This window comes from Paenibacillus sp. CMM36, from assembly GCF_053570945.1.
Genome location: NZ_JBSEDY010000014.1, coordinates 58,979 through 84,314 on the forward strand (window position 1 = coordinate 58,979; position 25,336 = coordinate 84,314).

The following is a 25,336-nucleotide window of genomic DNA, read 5'->3' on the forward strand; positions in this document are numbered from 1 at the left end:
TGTCATTGACCTTACCGACAACAACGCAATTATGGATTATTGTGGTATTATTGTGGTATTATTTTGGATTATTGTTAATACTACGTATCTGAGGAGGGTGAAAATGAAGTTACATACCAAATTTTCAAGACAATTATGCCAGAATATCGAGCTCATTTGTGACTTCATGGGAAACAGTTCGGATTTTGTTGTTCGTGAGATCACGACTGGCCATAAACACGCTGCTCTTTTTTATTTGGACGGCATGACTGACATGCAAAAGGTACAGGATAACGTGATCCGTCCGTTGCATGATCGTGTCTCCTCTGACGAGATCACTTTACCGTTATTGAAAAACGCAATTTTGGACATTGGTGAAGCAAACTTTACTCAAAACTTTGAAGATGCCTTGGAACAGATCCTCTCCGGTGGTCTTCTCCTACTCCTGAACGATATGGATGAAGGATTGGTCATTTCTTTGCCTGGATGGGAAGAACGCAGCATTTCGGACTCAAAGACACAGCCAGTGGTCAGAGGTCCGCAAGAAGCGTTTACAGAAACTTTACGTACGAATACGACTATGGTTCGTCGAAGGGTGAAGGATACAAGAGTACGTCTAACTACCCTAAAAGTTGGCAAAAAAACTAAGACCGATATATCGGTCATGTATTTACATGGGATCGCTGACCCAAAAAAGGTGCAGGACATGATATCCAAGTTAAAGAACATGCATGTGGAGGGCGTACTTGAAAGCGAATATTTGGAAGAATGTCTCCATGAAGATAAACAATTCACGATATTTCCGCTCTTTTATAATTCTGATCGCCCAGACTCTATTGCAGCAGGAATTATGGAGGGGAAAATAGCGATATTTGTGGATGGATCTCCCTTCGCCATCCTTGCACCTGCGGTGTTTGCAGATTTCCTTCAATCCGCAGAAGACTATTATCAATCCTTTGTTTACAGTAGTATCATTCGAATATTAAGGTACATTTGCCTGGCAATCTGTATGTTGGCTCCGGCCATTTATGTCGCATTAACGACATTCCATCAGGATATGATTCCAACCGTTTTGTTATTAAGCTTATCCGCGCAACGTGAAGGAGTACCGTTTCCAGCATTTATTGAGGCGATGATCATGGAAGTGGTTTTTGAAATTCTGAGGGAGGCAGGTCTTCGTATGCCACGGACGGTCGGTCAAGCCGTTTCTATTGTCGGGTCAATAGTGATCGGCCAAGCAGCTGTAGAAGCAAACATCGTTTCGGCTGTTATGGTCATTGTTGTTGCAATAACTGCCATTTCGAGCTTTGTCATTCCCTCGTACACTTTTGCTATTCCAATCCGGATATTACGTTTCGCTTTCATAGGCATAGCCGCTATGTTTGGTGTGTACGGATTGACTGTTGGTATTCTCATGCTCTTTGTACATCTGAATGGGCTTCATTCATTCGGTGTACCGTATTTGAGCCCCTTTGCCAATTACAAATCGTCGGAGCAGAGGGACGCCATATTGCGTTTTCCATATAGAACTAAAAAACATCGTAAAAACTAAAGGAGTAAACCATCATGAACTCGTATCGATCCACCATTTTATTACTGTTTATGTGCATCTGGCTAATGGTGTTTCTTACGGGTTGCTGGAACAGTAAGGAATTGAGCGCAATTTCCGTCGTGATGGCTCTGGGCATTGATGCCGTTGATGACCAATATGAAGTCAGTTTACAAGTGGTTGACCCATCGAAAATGTCGCAGAATTCCCCCATGGAACGGACGCCAACGATCGTTTTTTCCAAGCGCGCCGATACCATATTTGAAGCTATTCGAAAATTAACAACGGAATCGTCCCGAAAAATGTATATGTCTCACTTAAAGTTTGTCATTTTTGATGAGAAAACGGCAAAAAAAGGAATCAAGGAGCCGCTGGACTTTCTGTTCCGTGATCATGAAGTTCGGCCTGATTTCTATTTGGCCGTTGTCAGAGGAAACTCGGCAAAGGAGGCCGTTACTTTTGTAGCTCCAACCGAGATCTTGCCTGCAATGGATATGTATAAGGCATTAAGGCTTTCTGAAAAAGCATGGGCTCCAACTTCCGCGGTCAATGTGAAAGATATTTTAGAGAAATTTACAGAGGATGGCATTGAACCGGTTCTCACCGGTATTCGACTGACAAACGTAGAAAAAGGTCTAACTATTGATAATGTGACAAAGTCGCCCCAACATGTTAAATATTTTTTCACTGGAATTGGTGTTTTCAAGGGCGACCGACTTATCGATTGGATGGATGATTCACAAAGTAAAGCCTTTACCTATATATCCAACCGTGTTTCCAGCACCGTAGCTTCCATCGATTGTCCGAATTCCAAAGGGAAATTTGTTGTTGAAGTAATCCGTTCCAAAGTAAAGATGCGTCCAGAAATAATAGACCATGAGCCGCACATTTCTCTTATTGTGGATACAGAATCCAATATCGGAACGATCTCGTGCAATGCCAACCCTAAGAATGAAGAGACATTTAGAGATCTTCAAGAATCAGCTAAAGAGCATCTGCAACAGTCTTTGAAGAAAGGCATTTCGCACGCACAACAAATCGGTTCCGATATATTCGGGTTTGGAGAAGCTTTTCACCGCAAGTTCCCACGTGAATGGCATAGATGGAAAGAGGATTGGCCACAAAAATTTCAAACGCTTAAAGTGGATATTCAGCTCAACTATCGTTTAGTCCGGTTCGGAGACATTACCAGTCCAATTGATATGGGAATACACAATCAGGAGTGAATGCATATGCTTTATGTGATTCTCGTAACTTCCATTTTAACATCGTTGTATGAGTTTAAAAAATTTAAGGCGAAACAATATGTGCGTGAAATTGTATTCAGCTCGATATTGTTGATTATAGGCGTTATATTGATTATCCTACGGATCGCCAACATTAAACTGCCGACTCCACTGGCGGGCATCCAAATCCTATTTCAACCGATAAGCCGGTTACTTACTGAAATATTATCTTAAGGAGGCATGGGGATGAATTCCAATTTGACAGTTCGACAAGCTATTTTGTGGTTTGCATTGTATCAAATAGGAAGCGCATATCTGGTGCTCCCAGCGGTAATTACCGCTGTCGCTAAACAAGATGCCTGGCTCTCCATCCCAGTCTCCTTAGGTTTCCATCTGTTATTGATACCTTTATATGCCTCCATCGCTAGGCAAATGCAGGGGAAATCTTTTGTAGAGCATCTCCGTTGCCTCTTCGGTCCCTTGGGCGGGACGATTAGCATCGTTTTCATTTTTTTGTTTCCCTTTCTTGTGTTCATTATGACACTTCGAAATCTGGGCGACTTTATCACGACAGCTATTATGCCGGAAACTCCCTCCGACTCGATATATTTCATTATGCTTATAGTCATTTATTTTGCCGTTCGATCTGGCCCTGCTGTAATTGGCCGTTGTGCGGAAATCCTATTTTTTTTCCTTCTGGTTCTGTATCTGTTGGTCAGGATTACCCTTCTTTCTGATACCACCATAGATAATGTGCTCCCTATTTTTGAGTATGGTTTGAACCCTATCGTTCTCGCATCGTTCAATTTGTTTGCCTTTCCCTACCTTGAGGCAATTCTGTATCTTTTTTTTGCACAGTACATCCCCGATCCAAAAAAGTGGAGAAAGACAGTGATAACTTGTGCTTTGATTAGCGGCGGCATGTATTTTTTCATGGTTTTACAAATAATTGCCGTGATGAGTGAAGGTGTTGTATCTAATTTGACATTTCCTACTTTTTTTATTAACCGAACAATCAGTAACGGAGAGTTTCTTCAACGGTTTGAAATTTTCGTTGCAGTGTTTTGGTTTGTCACCATTTTTTTCCGACTCGCACTGCTTTTATATGTTTCAGCGCAAGGGCTTGCAGATGCTTTTCGTCTTCGAAGCGCTAACTCTCTCTTAGTTCCTCTGATCCTAATCGCATTGGCAATGGTTCATTCTATTTGGCCAAATATGCAATTTTTAATCAAGTTTTTTTCAGTATGGCCTTTTTACGCCATGATTTTCGGTATCGTGTTTCCTATTGTGCTATGGCTGGTGGGTAAGGTAGGCGGCTCGCTAAAATTTCGTAAAAAGTATCACTAAAGTTGCGTTGGCCGTATGAACATACTGTCCTTCAAATAAACTTTTGTTGTACTCATTATTGCAATTTAGCAAGAAGCAACTCCAGTTCCTCCCTCTCAAGATGTCTCCATTGCCCACGTTCCAGATGATCCAAGGTAATATTCATAATTCGAACACGTTCCAACTTGAGCACCCTGTACCCCAAGGCCTTACACATTCTGCGAATTTGCAAGTTCAGACCCTGCGTCAAAATAATGCGGAACTCGTATTCGCTTGTACGATCAACCTTGCACGGTTTGGTAATAACGTTCAATATTTCAACGCCACAAGACATAGCCTGCGTAAACTCGTTTGTAACAGGTTTGTCTACAGTTACTACATATTCCTTCTCATGACCATGCTCGGAACGCATCATTTGATTGACAATGCTTCCATCGTTGGTTAATAGAATGAGTCCCTCTGACGCTTTGTCCAGCCTGCCAATGGCAAAAATCCGCGAAGGGTAGTTAACATAACTAATAATATTACCAGCAACCTGTTCTGCTGCGGTACAAACAATGCCTATAGGCTTATTCAGAGCCAAATATACAGGTTCACTGGAATTATACGGAATAACTTCCCCATCAATCAGCACGATATCCTGTGGCTCTACTTCCGCGCCCGCTTCACAGACAATGCCATTAATCGTAATTCGTCCTGCTGCAATCAGTCTGTTGGTTTCCCGACGTGAACAGAATCCTGTCTCACTGATGTACTTGTTAATTCTCACGATTCACCTGCTTCTGATTATAATATGTGAGTTTAAATAAAATAATTAAAAAAACACCTGATTGTTCTTGCTTAATCAGATGTTCGCCGTTTACGACAACTTATACTTTCCCGGCTTATTTGCTACTGTTGCCGCCGTTTTTATTCCTTGTTGGTTTGGCAGTGCCGCCTTTTGTGCCACCTGCCGCTTTGCTTCCCGGTGCGCTTGTAGAAGCGCTTTTTGTCCTTACTGGCTTCGCAGTTTTGTTCCAGCGTGTCCATCCCTTACTACCTGTGCCTCTGCCGGTCCCGCCGCCCTTGCTTTTTCCACCCATATGATCACTCCATTACTAGTCGTTCAGATTTAACTAAGCTATCATACCATTACTTTGAATATAATGCCCATTTGTTTTAAAAATTGAACATGTTAAGCCGCAAATACTTTCGCAAAACGGATCTTACTGTATTTTTGTTAGTTTGCAGGTTAATAATGAGATAAGGCCATATAGTATGGAAAAATAATGATTCTTAAAGGAGTGAAACACATGTCTGTTGATGTTTATCTTAACTTTAATGGAAACTGTCGTGAAGCAGCGGAGTTTTACGCAGAGGCATTTGGGACTGAGAAACCACAAATTATGACGTTCGGTGAAGCACCGCCCAATCCTGATTATCCTCTACCAGAAGAAGCCAAAAATCTGGTCATGCACACGCGGCTTCAAATTGATGGTAGTAATGTCATGTTTTCAGACGTTTTTCCTGGTATGCCATTCGTAGCCGGAAACAACATCAGCCTCGCCATCGTCAATAAGGACGAAGAGAAAATTCGATCGTACTTTCATAAATTAAAAGAAGGAGGAACCGTAAACATGGAACTTCAAGAAACATTCTGGAGCAAATGTTACGGTAGCCTTAAAGATAAGTTCGGAATTGAATGGCAATTAAGTTATGATAACGGAATGACCGACAGTTAGTCTGTTATATTACCCTGCGATAGTTAAGCCCCTCGCAAGCTATTCTAATTGAATACTTTGTGAGGGCTTAATATCAGCTTAAAGTTACTCTATACAGCAGCCTTAGAATTCTTCCAAAACCTTGAATTTGTCTCCATGAATCTTATCCAGGTGATCCTCTCCCCAGTAGCATAAATGGTCTAGCGCGGGTTTTAATCCCCAGCCGTAGTCCGTTAACTCATACTCTACTTTAGGAGGGATTTCATTATAAACCTTTCGTGTAACGATCTCATCCTTTTCTAGGCCTCTGAGCTGAGTGGTCAGCATTTTTTGTGTAATGCCGGGTATTAACCGACGAAACTCAGACGTTCGTTTCCGTCCTGTCATCAGATGGTAGATAATTAAAGGCTTCCATTTCCCTCCCATCACCTCTAAAGCCGCTTCCACTCCAACTTGATACTTCTTTTGAACCCTATTTTTTGTCTGTTCAGTCATTTCTTAATCCTCCTTTAGAAGGCTTCGTTTGCTCAGAACAACCCATCACTTCAATTCATTACTCAGATCAGTTTCTAGGGAATCTACCTAGGGCACTTCCATGTTCCTATGGCACCTGTATCATCCTATAGAACTTAGAAGTGCGTACTTCCAGATTATTTTCCTACTGTATATAATAGCATCAAGCATTGAGCATTCCTAGAAGTAAGCTATTGAGAAAGGTAGTGAAGAAGCATGAAAGTATTAACCGTTGTTTCACACCCGAGAAAAGATTCCTTGACCTTTAAGGTTGCTGATCGTTTCGTACAGGGTCTTGCCGATGCAGGCCACGATTATGAGATATTAGATTTGCATGGGATTGGTTTTGATCCTATTTTAAAAGGAGTAGATGAACCGGATTTGACAGTTGCGGAACAGTCCTTTTCCCCTGAAGTAGAAATGGAAATAAGGCGGATGAAGGAGCATGATGCATTGGCATTTATTTTTCCACTTTGGTGGTGGAATTTGCCAGCTATGCTGAAGGGTTATATTGACCGTGTATGGAACAATGGGTTTGCGTACGGTTCGAATCACCTGCATCATCAGCATATCTTGTGGCTTGGCTTGGCCGGCGTTTCGAAAGAACAGTTGAAAAAGCGTAACTATGATGAAATGATTACTCATTTGCTGAATGTGGGAATTGCAGATTATTGCGGAGTTTCCAATTCCAAGGTTGAATTCTTAGATGAGACCCTGAGTTCAAATTCCGGTCATTTTGTAATGCTGCTGGATCAAGCTTATCACTTTGGTTTGAATTATGGCAAGGATTAGGCTTTATTTACAATCCCCTCCGACACGAAGGCCGGAAATCCTAACAGAATGCGAGAAAGAATTATCTTTCCGCAAGGAGACCTAAGTAGTAACGCGAAAAAAGACGTTAACCCAGCCATATTTTGCATGGACAGGGGTTAGCGTCTTTTCATTATTCTGCATTTAACTAGCTTTCGACAGCAAGTAAAGGAAATAAGGGGTAACCAGTATGGTGATAATAATTCCGGTTGGAATATCTGCACCAAAGCTGATCGTCCGAGTAAGTGTGTCAGCAATCAAAATGACGAGTGCACCAACTAATGCTGTCGTAGGTAGCAATAGCTTATGATTGGGCCCTACTAGCTTGCGCGCTAGATGGGGACTGACCATGCCTACAAAAAAGAAATTCCCTCCAAGTGCCACGCTACCAGAAGCGAGCGCAACGGCAGCAATCGTCAAGCCGATAAACTCCCTTTTAATTGCTACACCGAGGCCCGATGCTGTCTGATTCCCCAAATTCAACGTATTGAGTGTGTTAGACCTGTAAAAAACGTAAAAACAGATGATAAACACCCACGGGAGCAGCACCATAATATAGCTCCAGTCGTCCCCCCACAGGTCTCCAGCCTGCCATCTCAGAGCAAAGTCATACTGTTGCTTGTCTAGCCGGAGTGTCAACATCAGAGATAATGCGCTGTAGCCACTCCCCATAGCGACACCGGTTAAAATTAGGCCTGTAGGCGAGATGTCTCTTCCCCGCCTGAAAGCAAACATAAAAATCAAGAAAGCTGCCGTGAGGCCGCCTGCAAAAGCTAACCCTGGAAGAAGAATCGGCGATAGCAATCCTTCACTAGCGAACAACGTAATATACATAAGTACAAATAGCCCCGAGCCTGAGCTGATGCCGAGTGTCCCGGGACTGGCCATGTCGTTTTTGAGCAAGCTTTGCATGATACAGCCTGATATCCCCATGCCAATACCTACCAATATAGAAAGCACAATACGTGGCAGTCGAAAGTCAAACACGATCAGGTTCTGTTTGCTCGTTCCTTCGCCCATGATGACCTTGAAAACTTCGAGTGGAGAAAGGTTCATTTTCCCAACATTCATACTGAGTATAGCCACTAACAGCGTCAGCACTACTAACAGTAAAATAATGCTAATACCCCTGCTATTGCGGGACAGCTTCAACTAAACTCCCTCCTTTGCTTGCGCACAAGGTAGAGAAAATAGGGTACGCCCACCAAGGCAAAAATAATGCCAAGGGGTGTTTCGTGAGGGCGATTGATCAGTCGTCCAAGTAAATCCGCTGCCAACAGAAAGACTGCTCCATACAAAGCTGAGGCCGGGATAATATACCGATAATCCGTTCCGACCAGATGGCGCATAATGTGTGGCACGATCAAACCCACGAAGCCAACAGGACCGACGACAATAACCGATAACCCCGTCAGAATTAATACAATTAGGGTTGAAAACAACTTAATCCTATTGGCACGAATACCCAAGCCTGATGCTACATCCTCCCCGAAGCTCAAAATCGTAATTGAGGGAGAAAGCGCGATGGCACAGACCAAACCCACTACAAACAGTGGCGCAATGAAAGCTAATTCACCCCACTTGGCACTGGCTGTACCACCAGCAGACCAGTAATCAAGGGCTTGGCCAATCTCATACTTAATAGCGATAAACGTACTAAATGCACCAAAAAGCATGGAGATGGACATTCCTGCCAGTACCAGTCGCTGAGGCGTCATGCCTCGCTTGCCTATAGATGCGATGTAATACGTAATGCCCGTAGTGATTGCTGCACCTAGGCAAGAATACAGCATGGTTTCTCCGTAGGTGCGACCAGGCAAAAAGGCCATACATAACGCAATAGCAAATGTCGAGCCTGAGCTTATGCCAATGAGTCCCGAATCCGCTAGTGGATTACGAGTGGTTCCCTGCATAATCGCCCCACACACAGCCAAGCTACACCCTACAATGATATCTGCCACGGTGCGTGGAAACCGCAAGGTGTGAATAATCTGATGTTCCGTAATGTTGGGATCAAACTGAAATATAGCCCCCCACGCCAGCTTCAAGCTCATTTCCGCAGCACCAAAGGTAATGGATGCTGCGGTAACCACCAGAAGCAGGAACACGCCCACGATCATGCAGCCTATAAAATGAAATATTCCTTTTTTATTTGGTTCTTTGTGAGTAGACATCGATTACACCCTTAGTTGGTCAATTATGCATCGTTACTTCGTCTGTTCCAGCAATTTGCTAATCATATAATCTAGCTGTCCCGTCATACTAGCAACGTCCGAATAATAGAACAGTCCTGCATATTTCGCTGGAATTTCGATGATATGTCCGTTTTTAACGGCTGGAATGCTGCTCCAGATTTTTGTCTTCGCATATTCGGATTCCTTGCCTTCCTGCTTAAACCAAAGGACATAATCTCCAAAGTATTCAGCAGCTACCTCGTAGGATAAAGAACCACGATTCTCTCCGGAGTTTTTAACCAATGTGTTGAGCTTTTCCGGTTTGTGAAGTCCAAGATAATTGTAAAGCAACGTTCCTCCGCGTGAGCCTGTTTCATAATAAATTCCGTAGGAGCCACTGCCCCAGTCCTCGAAAATGCTAAACGTTTTGTCCTTGAATATGTCGGAATTTAGTTTTTCTTTGGCCTGACTCAGCTTGCTTTCAAACAGTGAAATCACTTTGTCCGCTTCTGCTTCATGTCCTGTGGCCTGACCAAGAAATTTCAAACGTTCTAGGGAGGTCATTTTATCCTCAGGTATCACAAGAACAGGCGCAATTTTAGACAGCTTATCATAATCCTTTGTATCATATGTAATGATGAGATCAGGATCATACTTCATAATTTCCTCAGTTTCCCACTTTTCAATATTGGGGACGTCGTTAAACTTATCGTAAAAAGGCATCGTTTCTTGTTTCCACCCCATGACTGCGGCCGGCTTAATCCCTAGTGTAAATACATCGCCAACATACCAGTTCACGACTACCCGTTGAGGATTAGCGGGCACCTTCACATCTCCTTTTACCGTAGAGACTGTACGCGTATCAGAATCACTGCTTACCTCTTCCTTCGTGGACGACGCGGATTTAGCAGATGAATCAGAGGAGCTGCCAACATTCCCACAACCTGAAATAACGAAAATCACTACGAATAGTGCACATAAAATCATGTGAAACTTCTTGTTCATCATACGATGCATGTTGCAAATCTCCTTTGAAATATAGTAAGTGCAAAGCATACTTAAAATTAATGATATTGATAATCATTATCACTAATATAAAATTGTAAATTTTACCTCACTGATTGTCAACTGTTTCTTGTTTTGTTTTACTTTAATGGGTTCTCCAGTGTTGCTCTTCTATTCGCTTCATGCCATTCCTGATAGATTCCTCCAATTTCATAAAATGCTTTGTTCATTGAAGTTGTCAGCTCCTTCATGATCTCCTTTGTATATTTTAAATGAGTATTTATGTTATCCACTTTATATTTGCGAAGCAGATTCAGATGGGCAATGATGTGAATTGTATCTTCGATGATCCAATAAATCACATCCTCTTCCTCTTTCGTAAGCTTGTTCAGCATCTGTATGCCTCTTTCATACATTTGGAGCGTATAACCCCGCTTGCTCACTTGCACATACGGACTCAGATCATCATAAAAATCCGTACAGAAAGGTCGTCTTACATATTGCTCATACTGCTCTTCATATATTGAAGTTTGTTCAAGCAGTTTAATCGTCATATCTATGAGTTCTTGTTCGCTATATATTTTTTTCATCAGATTTTCCCTTCCCTCTCTCTACTAAATAAATTCAAGTCATATGGACGAAAGCATCGGCTATTCTATGGGTAGTGGTATCCCTGATGTTCAATGGAACGTACGCGCTCGCAGCTTCAGCAACATCAACGTTTATCGTTACGTTTCAACAAGCAACCTTGGTATACAACGATCACGTAGGCACGATTAGGCCATTGCTGTCCAGGTGGCAGGTCAATCCATTAGTGAAGGTAACAGCGTAAAGGCCTCCTCCGTTTCTGCCAAAGGTTCTACCGTTAAGCTAAAAGTGACGATAATAGAATGCTAAAAAATAGACCGTCACTCCCAGGAGCAGCGGTCTTCATATTTACAAGTCGCGGTAACTGGGCAGGTACCATTTCGGTATATAGGATTGAAAGTCATCATATGCCTCCAATACCTCTTCAGCTCGTTGCACCATATCGTCTACCTCTTCTTTGCCAAATGGAATGGCCCAGTGGATCGATGAAAGCTGATTGCTTGCAATATACAGAGCCATTAATCTAAAAAATAAATCAGGTACATTGTTATTAAAATAACCGTGGATTCGGCCCGAAGCGAATAAAGGACTTAATGCTGCACACCAGGTAATTCTATTGAATTCTTCCCAAGGATCACCATAGTCCATTCTATTAAAATCGATGATACCCAGTTCACCAGATGGGGTAACCACCATATTGCCCACATGATAATCCCCATGCTGAAATGTTTGAGGACGATTTTCTAATAGATGACGGTTTTGCTCAATAAAGCTTATGGCTTGATCTGCTCCCTTTAAGAAAATACCGCATGACTTATAGTTTGTAATATACCTGTTGATTTTGCCATTATAATGCTCAGCCCATGGGACTCGATCTGGCTCTGCATGAATCTCATGCATTTTTTTCAATGCATCTCCCGCTTGAACTCCAAGTTGATACTGTTGTGCTGCAGCTAACGTGGGGATCATCTCTTCAGCATCTTTCCCTTCGATCCAGGTGAACAAGGAATATACAGATTGACCCTCATGACAAAACCCAAATTCAAGCGGCCGGGACATGAACAGATTCTCCACGTGATTCAGCTTTTTTACAGCTTCAAACTCGCGTTTCTTTTTATCATAATGAACCATATCCGCCATTCTTAGCAGCAAGTCTCTACCATCAGTGGTTTGAATATAATATTTTTTGTCACTGGACCAGCCTCTATGAATCTCTTCCACGTTGCTCCACTTGCTGGCACCCGGTATTTCACTAAAGAGTTGATTCACGCTCATCCCCCCACGTTAAAATAGCCTTACTTACTAACTTACTATATGCTTTCCATAGTTTACCTTTGAAATGACAGAGGAATCAATCTTCTTCCAGAAAAAACTCAAATATAAAAGGCTGAAAAGACAAGCTGTCTCTTCAACCTCAATATTCACTGAGTTGCCATCGTGAACACCCATCACTTATATTATAAAATCAGTAAGAATACGAAAACTCATGTTTAAATTCGTCTACCCGTTGAATGGTTTTGAGAATATTGCGACCTTCACGTGTACCATCAATAATACGACGAGCTTGTTTACTATCCCCAATATTAATAACTTCTACTTGAGGTTTTTTACCATATTCGAGCAAGCTGTCCATCAGCGGACTGTATGAACGCATACCCAAGCATACGAATCCAAGATCAAAAGGAATCTCAAACTCCTGTTCTCCATGCTTTACTTTGAAACGGTCGCTACACACTTCTGTCAAAGCTGTTTCCGTATGGACGTTCACTTCCCGCTCCTCTACCATTTTCATCATGGAGATTCGGGTAATCATATCCAGATCTTTACCGAGTAGCGGCATCATCTCAATAATGGAAACCTCTTGTGCTCCACGCTCTGCGTAATATTCGACGACATCCAGTCCCACAGCCCCGCCACCAACTACAGCAATGCGTTTACCTTCAAACTCCTGGAATTTCTCCATGTTGTGCAAAAGATCAAAGATGGAGAACACTTTTGTCCCCGGTTTGCCCAGTTGCTCATGCAAACCTGCAATAGGCGGAAGAAGTGGTATGGCCCCCGTCGCATTGACAATAATATCAGGATTCAGGGCACTAATCATCGCCAAATCGGCTCGGCTCCCTGTTACAATGTTCAGATTGGTTAACTGTTTGGTGCGTTGAATCAGATAATCAGGGAAATCATTGATGCGTGTTTTGTCTGGCAAGCGGGCAATATCACGGGCCAAACCGCCCAACTCTGGTTTCTCCTCAAAGAGGGTTACTTTGCAGCCTACTTCGGCTGCCGTACATGCTGCTTCCATCCCAGCGGTACCCCCACCGATCACAACAACCTGAACATTGTTTTTAACACGTTGTTTCCGGTATTCAGCTTCCTTGAACAGATCCGGATTTACCGTACAGCAAATCGGTTTACTTTTGGAGATACGATGATCGGCACAACCAATGTTGCAAGAGATACATTTTCTAAGCAAATGTTCGTAGCCGTTTTGCACTTTAAGCACCCAGTTCGGTTCTGCAATCAAGCCTCTACCCATTGCCAGAAGATCCGCGTCACCTCTCACCAAAATATCCTGCGCAGCCTGTGGGCTCCGAATATTACCTGAGGTCATCGTTACCTTCCCGAATTTTTCTTTTACCGCTTTGGCCATATATGAGCGCCAACCATCTGGCAGGTTCATCCCGTCAATCTGGAACTGGATGGAATCATTCAGAGCAGCAGAAACATTCAAAATATCTACCTCATCATTAAGATACTCCAATAACTCGAGTGTATCTTCCAGTGTGTTCCCACCTTCTGTGAACTCTTCCGCGCTAAAACGTAAGCAAATAGGGAAGAATGGGCCTACCACTGAACGAATTTCATCAATGACTAATCTGGCAAAACGGGTACGGTTTTCTGCACTGCCGCCAAATTCATCCGTGCGTTTATTATACATCGGCGAAAGAAACTGACTCAGCAAGTAGGAGTGTCCCGCATGAATTTCAACACAGTCAAATCCTGCTCGTTGCGCTCTTCCCGCTGCTTCTCCGTATTTGCGCACAATGGCGTAAATTTCTTCTTTTTGCAAAGGTCTTGGAATCGCTCCGCCCTTTTTAGAAGGAATATTGGAAGAAGATACAGGCTGAATTCCGTTCAGTCGTCCCGCATAAGCTGAAGCACCCGCATGGTTAATTTGTACAGAAACACAAGCTCCATAAGAGTGTAGGGCTTCTGTTAATCTAAACAGTCCGGGAATAAACTGATCGTTATCCATACGCAGCTGGGTTGTTCCGTTTGTACCCATTGGGAAATCCAGACAAACATTTTCTACTGTTATCAAGCCGGTACCACCTTTGGCCCGTTGCACGTAATAGTCAATATGATCCTGAATAAAGCTTCCGTCCATGGCAGCAAAGTTAGTTCCCATTGGGGGCATAACAATCCGATTTTTCAAGGTCATGCGTCGTATGGTTAGAGGTTCAAAGATAGCAGGATAGTGGTTCATTGTTCTTCCTCCTTGCGAGTGTACAAATTTCATGTTCAAGCTTCCATTAAAGCATTCTCATATGTGATTTATTTCACTTTTGGGAATATCGAGATGTTATTGAGTACGATTATTCCTTATGACTTGATTTTATATCATCTAATCCATAAATTCTAATGCTATTTTATGTACTAAATCATAGTTTCAATCTATAGATTAACTGGAGTTATAAATAAAATAAAAAAGGAACAATCCTGTGAGGAATGTCCCTTTGGTGTGGAAAAATCATGCTTATATTCTGGTATCCATCTACCGAGCTGTTCTTTTAAAACCGTTGGGTACACGTACCAAAATCCCTTCCCTAACGTATCTGTCCAGCAGTCCACACATTGTGGTATATCCATTTACTTCGAATAAAGGTGCGTAGGCTGAGGCTTTAGGAGAGGTATTCAGATATTTAAGGAAAAATCCTTCGTCGATGACCTGGGTATCGTAAATATAAGCCTCAATAGATGTATGCCGTTCTGGGTGATGCTCCACAATATTCATAAACAGACAATGATCACCATGCAAATCAGCTGACCATATTCCATCAATAATCAAGTCTGTTTCTTTCTGTTCCAGCCATTCAAACTGAGTTGGGAACGGATCAAACTCAGAAGGTCTGAATTGGTGGGTTTCGGTAGCCATTCGTTCACATAAACGCTGAGCAGATAGTGTGTATTCGTCCCACAAGCCCAGAATAGCCATATCTCTTTCACTCGAGTATTCCCACTCTTGATCCTCTTCTGTCGAAGTTGGGAACTGTGCGAGTGATTGGTCTATCCCCTTATGTCTCATTGCTGTTTTCTTTCCTCCTATCCATCACTAGAAGTGCTCCATTCAGAAACCAAAAATCCCCTGCCCGAAAAGCCGGGTGAGTCCAATGAAAGGAAACACCCCGGCTTGACGTCAAGGGAGACTTGTCTATCCGTATCAAGATTATACTTTTAAATCACCATCATAGGTGGCAATCATATTGTACAGTTCAGGACGACGATCACGGAAAATGCCCCATTCAATCCGTCCTACTTCCAGCTCATCCAGGTCAAATTCAGCAGTAAGCACTTCTTCATCGGTACGACCCGCTTCTGCGATCTTGTTACCTTGATGTCCGGCAATAAAGGATGAACCGTAGAATGTAATACTGGAGTCTTCGTCCGTTTCAGTTCCGATCCGATTGGAAGCTATGACTGGAATCAGGTTGGAAGCAGCATGACCCAGCATGCAAGTCTGCCAGTGATCCTTGGAATCGATGGCAGAATCCTGCGGTTCTGAGCCAATAGCTGTCGGATAGAACAAAAGTTCTGCGCCCATGAGCGCCATACAGCGGGCCGCCTCAGGATACCATTGATCCCAGCACACGCCTACCCCAATTTTGGCATAACGTGTATTCCATACTTTAAAACCGGTATCGCCCGGATTGAAATAAAATTTCTCCTCATACCCAGGACCGTCCGGGATGTGGCTTTTGCGGTATTTACCTAACACTTCACCGTCTGCGTCAATGACAGCAAGACTGTTGTAGCGCGCGTAGTTTTTCTTTTCATAAAAACTGATTGGCAGCACAACCTGTAATTCTTTGGCGATTTTCTTAAAATGGTTAACCGCTTTGTTGTGCTCCAGCTCAGTGGCATATGAATAATAATCAGACTTTTCCTTCTGGCAGAAATATGGAGTCTCGAACAACTCCTGTAGCAAAATAATTTGTGCGCCCTGCGCAGCCGCTTCACGTACTAACTTCTCTGCTTTACTAATATTTTCTTCGATATTGGTAGAGCAGCTCATTTGAGTTGCTGCCACTTTTACTTTTCTCACGTTAGTCCTCCTTTTAGATGTTGTATCGTTCAACGCTTACAGCAGGCATCTGCTGGGTCGTACAGTGCACGTTACCGCCTTCACGGATGACCGCCATACCGTCTACCGTACGAATGGTGCGATCTGGAAATACATTTGCCAGCACTTGCTCAGCTGCAAGATCGCTCTCAGCGGCAGTGCTGCCAAATACCGGCAAAATAATGCCGCCATTCACAAAGTAGAAGTTAATATAGCTCAGTGTCAATCGGCTATCTTCATAATCCACGCGCGGCGGCTGGCCGATCCGAATCACTTCCAGCTTACGGCCTTGGGCATCCGTTGCTTGCTCCAGAATGCGCAGATTTTCCTGCGTGATTTCGTAATTTTCATCCTCAGGATCATCACATACTTGCATAATGACCTTGCCAGGAGCTGCAAAACAAGCAATATTGTCCACATGACCATCTGTTTCGTCGCCACTAAGACCACGTTTTAGCCATATTATCTTCTCGGCACCTGTATACTCACATACATACCGTTCAATTTCTTCTCTGCTTAATTCCGGATTTCGGTTGGAATTGAGCAAACACTCTTCGGTTGTAATCAGTGTGCCTTCGCCATCTACGTGCAGTGAGCCGCCTTCCATCACAAGCGGTGCGTCAAACCGTGGAACTCCAAGTTGGTCCAAAATTTGCGGCGCAACCTGGTCATCTAGATCCCATGGAGCGTATTTGCCGCCCCAGGCGTTAAACTTCCAGTTTACACCTGCCAATTGACCATGCTCGTCTGTGAGAAAAGTAGGGCCGTTGTCACGCAGCCACGCATCACTGTGCTCAATCGGCAGCAGTTCTACCCGTTCCCCAAGTTCAAGCGCCTTAACGTTCTCCAGATCATCCGGATTTACGACCACAGTAACTGGTTCAAATTCCGCCATGGCGCGTACAATTCCGGCATAGCCCTTGCATACATCAGCATGCATATCTGGGTAAACCATTGAAGATTTTACAGGCCAAGAAATATACGTGCGTTCATGTGGCGCCCATTCAGGCGGCATCTTATAATGTGAATCCTTAATTTGCATGTATTGAAGCTCTCTTTCTTTTTCATAATGTAGACTCCGCTCCTATCATACAATAATATGATCTTTGTCTCAATCGAAGCGGAAAACTTTCAATAATTTACATTCACATTGGAGTAAATTACTTTGAAAATGTGATTGCTTTCACTGTATTCCCATCAAAATCCTTCACAGTGAATTGTGCCCCCTCCAACACACCGTAAGAGGATGGATAGTTTTCTTTTGGCAGCGAGATCGAACCGGGGTTCAGTATAAAGATCCCATTTTCCACATCCGCTACCGGAATATGAGTATGTCCCTGGATAAACACATCTCCCGCTTCTAGTGGTGGTAAATTTCCGATACTAAAGCCATGTCCGTGCGTGACATAGATTCTCCGTCCTTCATGGTATAGCAAAGCATAATCACCCATCATAGGAAACTCCAGCAGCATCTGATCCACCTCTGCATCGCAATTTCCGCGCACAGAAACCGCAATATGGGACTTGTGCTTATTCAGCAGTGCGGCGACTTCTGCCGGATTATACCCTTCTGGTAACGGATTACGTGGTCCGTGGTACATATAATCTCCGAGCAGGACAAGACGATCGGCTTTCTCCTCCCTGAACTTTTCCAGTGCCAATTGCAACCAATGCAGTGAGCCGTGAATATCTGATATAAACATCAATTTCATAATTATTCTTTCCTTTCTGAATAGGCTGAAAATATTCCACTTAAGCACATTATTGCATTATTCCCTAAACAAATCTGTGCAAAAATGTTCTTTCGTTTGGTCATACTCTTTTTAAGACAATAAACTACAGCTCCGAGTGAACTGTAGTTTATTGTTATTCCTTTTATATTTGTACTTATCATCTTCGGTGATTTTACGGGTGACCTTGCAAGGGTTTTCAACCGCAATCACACCAGAAGGCACATTACCACCGATCCATCCTCGCTTCGCTTATTTAGATACAGAAGTCAGATTTCTTTTAAAGCTTCATTGTAGGATTCCACATGCTCACTCTTCAGAACTGAAAAGCTACTCACATTGAAATTTCCACTAAATTACCTTCTGGATCTTTAATTACGCTTTCATAATAGCCGTCACCTGTCAATCTTGGCTGACCCACTACTTCATATCCTGCAAGCATGAGCTGCTCTGTCTTTTCATTCACCAGTGCTTTACTTCCAACGGAAAATGCCACATGAGCCCAGCCCGTAATATTGATCTGTGGAGAATGATCTACTCCCGTTTTACGCATAACTTCTAACCTTGCTCCATCCTCAAAGGTGATAAAATAGGACTCAAATCCTTTTGTAGCGTTATAATATTTATCGTTAGATTTTCCATCAAAATATTGCTCGTAAAAGCTCTTCATCTTTTCTAAGTCTCTCACCCAGATCGCTACATGCTCAATCTTCATTATTTTCCTCCTTCTGCAGCCCTCATCATTAAAAAATCATTAATTTATACTGGACTCAATTTTCTGTATAGTTATTATTAATGTTTTAATAAGTCTTAATATATATTAGTAATTAATTTTTGTCCAATTCTAACACCCCTAAAAAATTAGCGACCGCTTCGTAAAAGAAAAAAAGCGGTCGCTATCTATAAGCCTTCATTTATATATAATTAATCACTGGATTATTTATAAATTAACGTTTCAAGCTTTCACCATTCGTAGCAATAACTTCTTTATACCAATGAAACGATTTCTTCGGATATCTTTCAAGTGTACCGCTGCCATCATCGTGACGATCTACGTAAATGTAGCCATAACGTTTCTTAAGTTGAGCGGTCGATGCGCTGACAAGGTCAATACATCCCCAAGACGTATAGCCCAAAACCTCTACTCCGTCCTCAATAGCTTCTCCAACTTGAACCAAATGATCATTCAGGTAGTTGATCCGGTAGTCATCTTCAACCGTTTTTTCGCCTTTTTCATTTGTAATCAGTTCATCAACGGCGCCCAGACCATTTTCAACGATGAATAGTGGTTTTTGGAAGCGATCATAGAACGTATTCAGGACATAACGCAAACCTTGCGGATCAATTTGCCAGCCCCACTCACTTGCCTCAAGATGCGGATTGATGACACCACCAAGGATATTACCTTCACCTTTGACTTTTTTAGCTTCGTCAGCTGTCTCACAAGTACTCATATAATAGCTGAACGAGATAAAATCAACGGTATGCTTCAAATCTTCGGCATCACTTGGTTCAAAGTGAATAGTAATCCCGTTTTCTTTAAAGAAACGTTTCATGTAACCTGGGTATTGACCTCTTGCGTGAATATCGGCAAATGCCATGTTTCTGTGATCAAATTCCATTGCAGCAATGACATCGTCTGGATTTGGTGTCAACGGATAAGTAGGCATACTCAGCACCATACAGCCAATTTTGAAATCAGGGTTGATCTGATGACCGATTTTTACCGCTCTTGCACTCGCTACAAGCTCATGGTGAATAGCTTGATAAAGATCTTGCTCACTAAGTTGATCTTTTGGTGTGCTAATTCCTCCACTCATGAATGGTGCTTCAAGAATGGAGTTGATTTCATTGAAAGTCAACCAGTATTTAACTTTATCTTTGTAGCGATTAAATACAGTTGTAGCATAGCGCTCATAAAAATCAACAAGCTTACGGTTTACCCAACCATCGTATTCTCTGGACAAATGTAAAGGTGTTTCATAGTGAGATAGTGTAACGAGTGGCTCAATTCCATATTTGTGAAGTTCATCAAACAAATCATCATAAAATTGCAAGCCTTTTTCGTTAGGCTCCAGTTCGTCACCTTTAGGGAAAATACGTGACCATGCGATAGAAGTACGGAATACTTTGAAACCCATTTCCGCGAAGAGTTTGATATCTTCTTTATAATGATGATAAAAATCAATACCGATCAATTTCATGTTATCTTCTGTGGGTACATCCGTAACGGGCCCCCAACCACCACGAGGAGTTACATCCTGAATGGACCAGCCTTTTCCATCTTCTTGATAAGCGCCTTCGAGCTGATTAGCAGCAACTGCTCCGCCCCACAGGAAATCTTTTGGAAACTGTGTACTCATATTTTCTCCGCCTTTGCTGATGTTTTTTATTAACTAGGATAGAAACACGTTACCCTTATGCAAATGTGTTATAAAGTACTTCTAATTGAATCTTAAGGTTTGTAACGCGTTTCATGTCAAGTTTTATTTTAAAAACATCCAGAGCTTATCATAGTATTATCTCCAATAATTATTCCCATATTTATAACTCTTCTATTATTGAGTAAAATGACTATTCTTCAAATGGCGGATCTACATGAATATCTCTATCTGGTTCAGTACTTACCCAGCGTGTAAAGATAACCTGAAAGCCGGCTCGAGTCGGCGCGCAGGCAAAAGGACCTGCCTGTTGTCCCGTTTCATAAGGAAAACGTGCTACACGTACAGTGCGCCAGCTTTGATTTTCGGTTCGGGCTCTAATGATAACCGCGTCCTGTAGTTGTGAAGCACGGATCGTGACATTTTTCCCTACCCAATCGGGTACAGGAGCTAATGACCAATCGGAATAGCCATCTGTGACTACGACTGCCAGCTGAGGAATTCCGTCATTTAATTCGATTCCGGCTTTAATCCACTTTTGTTGTCCTTGATACAGCATTATACCGGCCTGATCGTAAAGCTCCGTAAATGAGCCTAATTGAAACGTGACTTCGATGGCAGAGCCTTCTTCCCAGTCTGTAAGCAGGGAATGTCCGCTACTGCGTTCAAACCCATACAAAGTTTTTTCCCAGTAGTCGCTTCCTTCTCTGGTTTCAACTTTAAGAAACTGGTCTTCTTCTATGGATGATACAGGGTGATTAGTCCATGTCCCTGTAGTCCATGCAATCGATTTTTGATTCATTAATCTCATCCTCTCATGCTTTATTGAACGATGTCTTATTTCCTTTTCTCCACCAATTGCAAATTGTACGTCAGACTTTCAAGGGTCACCGAAATCAAGCCATACATGTATTCATCATGCGTATCGTTTTTCACAAAAATCTCGGGCATATGTTCTTTGGGTATATCTTTTAGACAGCCGCTATAAATATCGTCCAACAGATTCGGCTTGGATAACTCTCCAGTCAAAGCGATAGATACAGGGTTTATAATCGCAATAATGGAAGTTATCGTTTGGATCGCCAGAGGAACAAAGCCCTCTATGCTATTTAACTGTTTAAGCTGTTCCTCTCTTGTTAAATCAAAAGGTAAGAAGGAAACTTCCCCCGCAAATTTGGTATTTCCTTTTAACAAATGTCCATCGACAATAAAACCCGCTCCGGGGAAATTGTCTTTTGGAAACGTAACAATAGCAAAGGTTTTATCCTCATCATAATTCTGCATGTTATAAAATCCGTAGACTGTTAAATGCATATCATTTTCAATGGTAACTTCTAATCCGTATTTATCTTGAAGCTGTGGACCTACAGGGACTCCTATGAGCAGGTCGAGATCACAAACATCGATAATTCCTTGATGAACGACCCCGGGGATGCCAATCCCAATGGCTTTGACGTTTCCATAGTTATTAATCAGCTCTCCAATTTGGGTTTCTATGACCTCATAATCAATATGAGGCACAATGGAAGTATTCTCGATGATGGTATCACCAAGCAAATTAGCAACAGCATAAGTAAGAGAATGTATACCCCCTTCCGTTTTCACATTTAAACAGATAATATAAGAATAATCAGCGTTATATTTGTACCGTCTAGCCGGACGTCCGCCGTTCGACTCTTCCAATTCCGTCTCTAATACTTCCCCGGTTTGAAGAAGCTCATTCAGAATATTTCCGCAGGTTGCCACACTAAGACCTGTGATACTGGCTATCGATGACTTGGTTGCATATTCCTTGGATTTCAGTGTGTTTTTAACTAACTCTACATTAATTTGTTTAACCCGAATGGTATTATTGGAGACTGGTTGTATTTGAATACACTCCTTTTCCAGTATTTATTAAAAGGTTTATAATAAGTTGTAATATAACGCTCTGCCTGTAAAAAGTCAATTTGTACGCCTTTTCCTCTTCTTCTCTATCATCATGCTATACTATAAATAAAAAATAAATTTTTAGTGCAGCATTTCTGCGTTGAAAGTCACTTAAATAGGGGGGAATTCTGTTGTCAGCTATTGAGTATATAGCAATCATCGCATTGCTCCTCTCCGTCATACTTTTAATTAAGGTCTACAGCCTTCAATCTCGGCTTAATGACTTGAAATCCGACGTGGAGCGTCTAGAAAATCGTTCAGGAATACAAGGAACATCGCTGTCAGGCACCATCGCTGCCTCTCCTCCACATATTCTAGATGCAGGAGCTTCAGAAGATATCAATGAAAGGTTGCTCCTGCTCATTAGGGAAGGAAAAAAGATTCAAGCCATAAAAGAACTGAGAACGGCTAAGGATCTTTCCCTTAAGGATGCAAAGGATTATGTGGATCACTTGGAAAAACTCTAAAGAAAGGAAGAAATAAGATGAGTGCCAGCAAAACAAACGCCATGCGCATATTGGACAGGCAACATATACAATACAATATTTTGAGTTATGATCATCAAGATGGAAAAATAGACGGTATGAATGTGGCTGAGAAAATCGATAGAGCCCCGGAGATAGTTTTCAAAACTTTGGTTGCACACAGCAAACAAAATCTGTTTATTTTTGTAATTCCTGTACATAAAGAGCTTGATCTCAAAAAAGCAGCCAAATCCGCAGGAGAGAAAAAAATTGAAATGCTTCCAGTTAAGGATTTGCAAAAGTTTACGGGATATATTCGCGGTGGCTGCTCCCCCATAGGAATGAAAAAGCTCTACCCCACTTTTATCGACCAGCCTGCATTGGAACTGGAAGCCATCGTTGTAAGCGGTGGGAAAATTGGGACCCAACTGGAGTTAAGTCCGCACGATTTAGCTCAAATCATTCAGGCTCAGTTTACAGATCTAACGCATACAGCATAAAACTCACTACATGATCATAAAATCTTTATGCGTATTTTCTTATCCCATACTTCATCAAGCTTCAACCTGGAGAGGAAGATTTAATGATGCATAATGATTACCCGAAAAATGCAAGAATCCCCCAACCCATCAGAAGTGATGGTGCTGGGGGCATCGATAAGGGTCCACGTGATGTGATGAGGGATCTACAGAATCCCGATATGCTGGTTCCCCCCGTAACGGACAATGGTCTCATTCCAAATATGAGATTTTCTTTTTCTGATGCCCATATGCAGCTTAATCATGGTGGGTGGTCAAGAGAAGTAACGGTAAGGGAATTACCTATTGCTACAACCCTTGCCGGGGTGAATATGAGTTTGACACCGGGTGGTGTACGTGAGCTTCACTGGCATCAGCAAGCGGAATGGTCATATATGCTGTTGGGAAGTGCTCGCATTACGGCAGTAGACCAAAATGGACGTAATTTTATTGCTGATGTGGGTCCCGGAGATCTCTGGTATTTTCCTCCTGGCATTCCGCACTCTATACAGGGGCTTGAGGATGGGTGCGAATTTTTGCTGGTTTTTGATGATGGCAGTTTCTCCGATCTGAACACCCTATCCATCTCCGATTGGTTCGCACATACTCCCAAAGACGTACTTTCTGCAAATTTTGGTGTACCAGAAGCTGATTTTGCAGCGATTCCTCAAGACCAAGTATATATCTATCAGGATTACATTCCCGGTTCAATCCAAAGCCAAGCAGTGTCCTCTCCCTATGGTACGATACCTCAGTCCTTCAAGCATAAATTACTAGCCCAGCTCCCAATCAAAACGCCGGGCGGAAGCGTACGAATCGTCGACTCCTCCAATTTTCCGATATCCAAAACCATCGCAGCTGCTCTTGTTGAGATTGAACCCGGTGCCATGCGGGAAATGCACTGGCATCCTAATAATGACGAATGGCAATACTATCTTGCCGGGCAAGGACAGATGACTGTCTTTGGCGGTAATGGTGCAGCCCGTACGTTTGATTTTAGAGCCGGAGATGTTGGATATGTGCCCTTTGCTTACGGTCATTACATTCAAAATACAGGCTCCAGCACACTTTGGTTTCTTGAAATGTTTAAAAGTGACCGTTTTGCAGATGTTTCCTTGAATCAATGGATGGCCCTTACGCCTACAGAACTGATTCAGAGTAATTTACATGTAGGTACTGATGTGATCTCTAATTTACGAAAGGTAAAATGGCCTGTCGTTAAGTATCCCGGGTATTCTTTTTACCCTAAAAAGAAATAACCATAAGAGGTCCGATGATTACTATACAAAAAAACACCGTATCTAAATACGGTGTTTTTACAAACTAATTAACAAAGACTATTCCTCAGAGTCTACATTGTGGTAAACCTGCTGAACATCCTCCAAATCTTCTAATGCATCAATCAGTTTATCGAATTGAACCTGTGCATCTTCTGGAAGAGAAATATCATTTTGGGCAAGCATGGTGAGCTCCGCAACGGTAAACTCAGTTACTCCTGCTTGTTTGAAAGCTTCCTGCACAGCATGGAATTGATCAGGCTCTGCATATACGATGACGGCTTCATCTTCTTCAATGATGTCACGTACCTCTACATCTGCCTCCATCAGTAGCTCCAGCACTTCATCTGCGGTTTTACCCACCAGACCAATAACTGCTGTTGAATCAAACATGTAGGCTACAGATCCGCTCACACCCAGGCTACCACCATTTTTAGTAAAAGCAGAACGCACATCCGATGCTGTACGGTTAACGTTATTGGTCAGCGCATCTACAATGACCATGGAACCGTTCGGTCCGAAACCTTCATAACGAAGCTCTACGTAGTTTTCATCGCCAGCACCTTTTGCTTTTTCAATAGCACGGTCAATGATTGCTTTGGGTACATTGTACGTTTTTGCACGTTCTAGAACTACTCTTAGTACCCGATTGGATTCAGGATCAGGTTCGCCTTGTTTGGCTGCCACATAAATTTCCACGCCAAATTTAGCATATATACGACTCGTATTAGCATCCTTGGATGCCTTCTTTTCTTTAATGTTATTCCACTTACGTCCCATAATATCCCGCTCTCTTCCTGTATGAATATACACAACGAACTTCATT

At 42.4% G+C, this 25,336-nt stretch carries 28 protein-coding genes; 10 read left to right on the top strand and 18 right to left on the bottom strand.

The window, feature by feature from the left end; genetic code table 11:
- Positions 1–103 precede the first annotated feature (103 nt).
- From ACWA2B_RS22435 to ACWA2B_RS22450, 4 genes are read left to right on the top strand one after another with little or no spacing between them, the layout of a single operon-like run.
- Complete coding sequence (locus ACWA2B_RS22435; RefSeq protein WP_069011178.1) at positions 104–1,531, top strand: spore germination protein; 1,428 nt, start codon at positions 104–106, stop codon at positions 1,529–1,531.
- A 14-nt stretch (positions 1,532–1,545) separates the two neighbouring features.
- Positions 1,546–2,754, top strand: coding sequence for a Ger(x)C family spore germination protein (locus ACWA2B_RS22440; RefSeq protein ID WP_069011179.1), 1,209 nt, complete (start codon positions 1,546–1,548; stop codon positions 2,752–2,754).
- 6 nt (positions 2,755–2,760) lie between these two features.
- Entirely contained in the window at positions 2,761–2,988 is a 228-nt protein-coding gene (locus ACWA2B_RS22445) for a hypothetical protein (protein WP_069011180.1), read from the top strand.
- Positions 2,989–3,000: 12 nt separating this feature from the next.
- Positions 3,001–4,101, top strand: a complete 1,101-nt coding sequence (locus tag ACWA2B_RS22450; RefSeq protein WP_069011181.1) for a GerAB/ArcD/ProY family transporter — start codon at positions 3,001–3,003, stop codon at positions 4,099–4,101.
- A 55-nt stretch (positions 4,102–4,156) separates the two neighbouring features.
- Here the strand turns inward: ACWA2B_RS22450 and ACWA2B_RS22455 are convergent, their stop codons facing one another.
- Complete coding sequence (locus ACWA2B_RS22455; protein ID WP_029515081.1) at positions 4,157–4,849, bottom strand: pseudouridine synthase; 693 nt, start codon at positions 4,847–4,849, stop codon at positions 4,157–4,159.
- A gap of 115 nt (positions 4,850–4,964) precedes the next feature.
- A complete protein-coding gene (locus ACWA2B_RS22460) occupies positions 4,965–5,162 on the bottom strand; it encodes a DUF3934 family protein (RefSeq protein WP_029515083.1) in 198 nt (65 codons plus the stop codon).
- 210 nt (positions 5,163–5,372) lie between these two features.
- Here ACWA2B_RS22460 and ACWA2B_RS22465 point away from each other — a divergent pair, with 210 nt between their 5' ends.
- Complete coding sequence (locus ACWA2B_RS22465) at positions 5,373–5,801, top strand: VOC family protein (RefSeq protein WP_039274565.1); 429 nt, start codon at positions 5,373–5,375, stop codon at positions 5,799–5,801.
- Positions 5,802–5,903: 102 nt separating this feature from the next.
- Here the strand turns inward: ACWA2B_RS22465 and ACWA2B_RS22470 are convergent, their stop codons facing one another.
- Positions 5,904–6,275, bottom strand: coding sequence for a winged helix-turn-helix transcriptional regulator (locus ACWA2B_RS22470; protein WP_029515086.1), 372 nt, complete (start codon positions 6,273–6,275; stop codon positions 5,904–5,906).
- A 234-nt stretch (positions 6,276–6,509) separates the two neighbouring features.
- Here ACWA2B_RS22470 and ACWA2B_RS22475 point away from each other — a divergent pair, with 234 nt between their 5' ends.
- The gene (locus ACWA2B_RS22475; protein WP_029515088.1) at positions 6,510–7,085 is read left to right on the top strand and encodes an NAD(P)H oxidoreductase; all 576 of its coding nucleotides are present in this window, start codon (positions 6,510–6,512) and stop codon (positions 7,083–7,085) included.
- A 162-nt stretch (positions 7,086–7,247) separates the two neighbouring features.
- Here ACWA2B_RS22475 and ACWA2B_RS22480 read toward each other — a convergent pair whose 3' ends face one another.
- From ACWA2B_RS22480 to ACWA2B_RS22495, 4 genes are all read right to left on the bottom strand, one after another.
- Positions 7,248–8,255, bottom strand: coding sequence for a FecCD family ABC transporter permease (locus tag ACWA2B_RS22480; protein ID WP_029515089.1), 1,008 nt, complete (start codon positions 8,253–8,255; stop codon positions 7,248–7,250).
- Positions 8,252–9,277: a FecCD family ABC transporter permease gene (locus ACWA2B_RS22485; protein WP_318628352.1), complete on the bottom strand. Its 1,026-nt coding sequence runs from the start codon at positions 9,275–9,277 to the stop codon at positions 8,252–8,254. Before ACWA2B_RS22485 ends, ACWA2B_RS22480 begins: the two co-directional genes overlap by 4 nt.
- 33 nt (positions 9,278–9,310) lie before the next feature.
- A complete protein-coding gene (locus ACWA2B_RS22490; RefSeq protein ID WP_449292626.1) occupies positions 9,311–10,294 on the bottom strand; it encodes an ABC transporter substrate-binding protein in 984 nt (327 codons plus the stop codon).
- Positions 10,295–10,422: 128 nt separating this feature from the next.
- The gene (locus tag ACWA2B_RS22495; protein ID WP_029515094.1) at positions 10,423–10,872 is read right to left on the bottom strand and encodes an Imm63 family immunity protein; all 450 of its coding nucleotides are present in this window, start codon (positions 10,870–10,872) and stop codon (positions 10,423–10,425) included.
- Positions 10,873–10,958: 86 nt separating this feature from the next.
- On the opposite strand from ACWA2B_RS22495, the gene ACWA2B_RS22500 reads away from it, so the two are divergent.
- Entirely contained in the window at positions 10,959–11,114 is a 156-nt protein-coding gene (locus tag ACWA2B_RS22500) for a hypothetical protein (RefSeq protein ID WP_245231687.1), read from the top strand.
- Positions 11,115–11,218: 104 nt separating this feature from the next.
- Here the strand turns inward: ACWA2B_RS22500 and ACWA2B_RS22505 are convergent, their stop codons facing one another.
- The 10 genes from ACWA2B_RS22505 to ACWA2B_RS22550 all read right to left on the bottom strand — a co-directional run bounded on the left by ACWA2B_RS22505 (position 11,219) and on the right by ACWA2B_RS22550 (position 22,068).
- Positions 11,219–12,139, bottom strand: a complete 921-nt coding sequence (locus tag ACWA2B_RS22505; RefSeq protein WP_449292627.1) for an aminoglycoside phosphotransferase family protein — start codon at positions 12,137–12,139, stop codon at positions 11,219–11,221.
- A gap of 196 nt (positions 12,140–12,335) precedes the next feature.
- The gene (locus tag ACWA2B_RS22510; RefSeq protein ID WP_449292628.1) at positions 12,336–14,357 is read right to left on the bottom strand and encodes an oxidoreductase; all 2,022 of its coding nucleotides are present in this window, start codon (positions 14,355–14,357) and stop codon (positions 12,336–12,338) included.
- A gap of 288 nt (positions 14,358–14,645) precedes the next feature.
- A complete protein-coding gene (locus ACWA2B_RS22515) occupies positions 14,646–15,176 on the bottom strand; it encodes a hypothetical protein (protein ID WP_449292629.1) in 531 nt (176 codons plus the stop codon).
- Between the two features lie 141 nt (positions 15,177–15,317).
- On the bottom strand, positions 15,318–16,193 hold the full coding sequence (gene aguB, locus ACWA2B_RS22520) for an N-carbamoylputrescine amidase (RefSeq protein ID WP_025721082.1): 876 nt from the start codon (positions 16,191–16,193) through the stop codon (positions 15,318–15,320).
- Positions 16,194–16,206: 13 nt separating this feature from the next.
- Entirely contained in the window at positions 16,207–17,253 is a 1,047-nt protein-coding gene (locus ACWA2B_RS22525; RefSeq protein WP_449292630.1) for an agmatine deiminase family protein, read from the bottom strand.
- Between the two features lie 118 nt (positions 17,254–17,371).
- Complete coding sequence (gene yfcE / locus ACWA2B_RS22530) at positions 17,372–17,923, bottom strand: phosphodiesterase (protein ID WP_029515104.1); 552 nt, start codon at positions 17,921–17,923, stop codon at positions 17,372–17,374.
- Between the two features lie 352 nt (positions 17,924–18,275).
- Positions 18,276–18,656, bottom strand: coding sequence for a VOC family protein (locus ACWA2B_RS22535; RefSeq protein ID WP_069011186.1), 381 nt, complete (start codon positions 18,654–18,656; stop codon positions 18,276–18,278).
- A gap of 232 nt (positions 18,657–18,888) precedes the next feature.
- Positions 18,889–20,304: a glycoside hydrolase family 1 protein gene (locus ACWA2B_RS22540; RefSeq protein WP_029515108.1), complete on the bottom strand. Its 1,416-nt coding sequence runs from the start codon at positions 20,302–20,304 to the stop codon at positions 18,889–18,891.
- 211 nt (positions 20,305–20,515) lie between these two features.
- Positions 20,516–21,124, bottom strand: a complete 609-nt coding sequence (locus ACWA2B_RS22545) for a DUF1349 domain-containing protein (RefSeq protein ID WP_029515109.1) — start codon at positions 21,122–21,124, stop codon at positions 20,516–20,518.
- A 35-nt stretch (positions 21,125–21,159) separates the two neighbouring features.
- Entirely contained in the window at positions 21,160–22,068 is a 909-nt protein-coding gene (locus tag ACWA2B_RS22550; protein WP_449292631.1) for an ROK family protein, read from the bottom strand.
- A gap of 314 nt (positions 22,069–22,382) precedes the next feature.
- Here ACWA2B_RS22550 and ACWA2B_RS22555 point away from each other — a divergent pair, with 314 nt between their 5' ends.
- The 3 genes from ACWA2B_RS22555 to ACWA2B_RS22565 all read left to right on the top strand — a co-directional run bounded on the left by ACWA2B_RS22555 (position 22,383) and on the right by ACWA2B_RS22565 (position 24,492).
- Positions 22,383–22,718 carry a ribosomal protein L7/L12 gene (locus ACWA2B_RS22555; protein WP_449292632.1) on the top strand — a complete coding sequence of 112 codons (336 nt, stop codon included), beginning with the start codon at positions 22,383–22,385 and terminating at the stop codon, positions 22,716–22,718.
- Between the two features lie 17 nt (positions 22,719–22,735).
- The gene (ybaK, locus tag ACWA2B_RS22560) at positions 22,736–23,215 is read left to right on the top strand and encodes a Cys-tRNA(Pro) deacylase (protein WP_449292633.1); all 480 of its coding nucleotides are present in this window, start codon (positions 22,736–22,738) and stop codon (positions 23,213–23,215) included.
- Between the two features lie 86 nt (positions 23,216–23,301).
- Positions 23,302–24,492: an oxalate decarboxylase family bicupin gene (locus tag ACWA2B_RS22565; protein ID WP_449292641.1), complete on the top strand. Its 1,191-nt coding sequence runs from the start codon at positions 23,302–23,304 to the stop codon at positions 24,490–24,492.
- 78 nt (positions 24,493–24,570) lie between these two features.
- Here ACWA2B_RS22565 and ACWA2B_RS22570 read toward each other — a convergent pair whose 3' ends face one another.
- Entirely contained in the window at positions 24,571–25,290 is a 720-nt protein-coding gene (locus ACWA2B_RS22570; RefSeq protein ID WP_013310214.1) for a YebC/PmpR family DNA-binding transcriptional regulator, read from the bottom strand.
- Positions 25,291–25,336: the final 46 nt, after the last annotated feature.